The sequence below is a fragment of the Parabacteroides sp. AF27-14 genome (assembly GCF_003635425.1).
Lineage (GTDB): Bacteria > Bacteroidota > Bacteroidia > Bacteroidales > Tannerellaceae > Parabacteroides > Parabacteroides distasonis.
Genome location: NZ_QTLZ01000072.1, coordinates 1 through 646 on the forward strand (window position 1 = coordinate 1; position 646 = coordinate 646).

At 44.9% G+C, this 646-nt stretch carries 1 pseudogene; it reads left to right on the top strand.

From position 1 onward, the window contains the following. Nucleotides 1-323: 323 nt before the first annotated feature. Nucleotides 324-646 (top strand): annotated as a pseudogene (locus tag DWY79_RS22445) (hypothetical protein); the annotation flags it as partial.

A 646-nucleotide genomic window follows, 5' to 3' on the forward strand; every position in this document is an offset into this window, starting at 1 on the left:
AACTTTATTTGCGGCAAATATAAATCAAACTTTAATATGAAGCAAATTAAATAGCGATAAAATCAAATATTTATCAATAATTTATAAATGAGTCTTTATTTGATTCTATATCCTAGTATATAAAGTCTTCATTGATTAATATTTATTAATTATAAGTGCTTGTTTGATTATTTTGTCCGGGAGAAACGGAATGTTTATCCGGATAAACTACGAATCCGATCCGAATGAAAATAAGCTCCGATCCGAACGGAAATAGACGGTTCCTGTTTGATAAGCCAACCGGGAACGAACGCTCTGGCTTATTATTGATCTAAAAAAAGCATATGAGAAACCTTGTTGTTATTTCTTCTTTGTTCGTGGGCGGAAGCCTGTTTTTAATCTCTTGCGTTAGCGACCGTCAAGCCGTCGATCGCCACGACGAGGAGAAGCGCCTGCTCGGGACGGAACGTCTCGTCTGTCGTACCCTCAGCGTACCGGGGAGCGAGGTGGGCCTGCGTATCCCGCTCTCCGAGGGACTTAGGCCATTGCCCGCCGGGGCCTCCTACACCGGGCGTAAGGGTGGGGCGACGGTCTCCGCACGTGTCTTGCGTGATACCTTGTATATCGACGCTACCTGCGACAGCCTTCAGCAAGTGGTCTGGGAGTA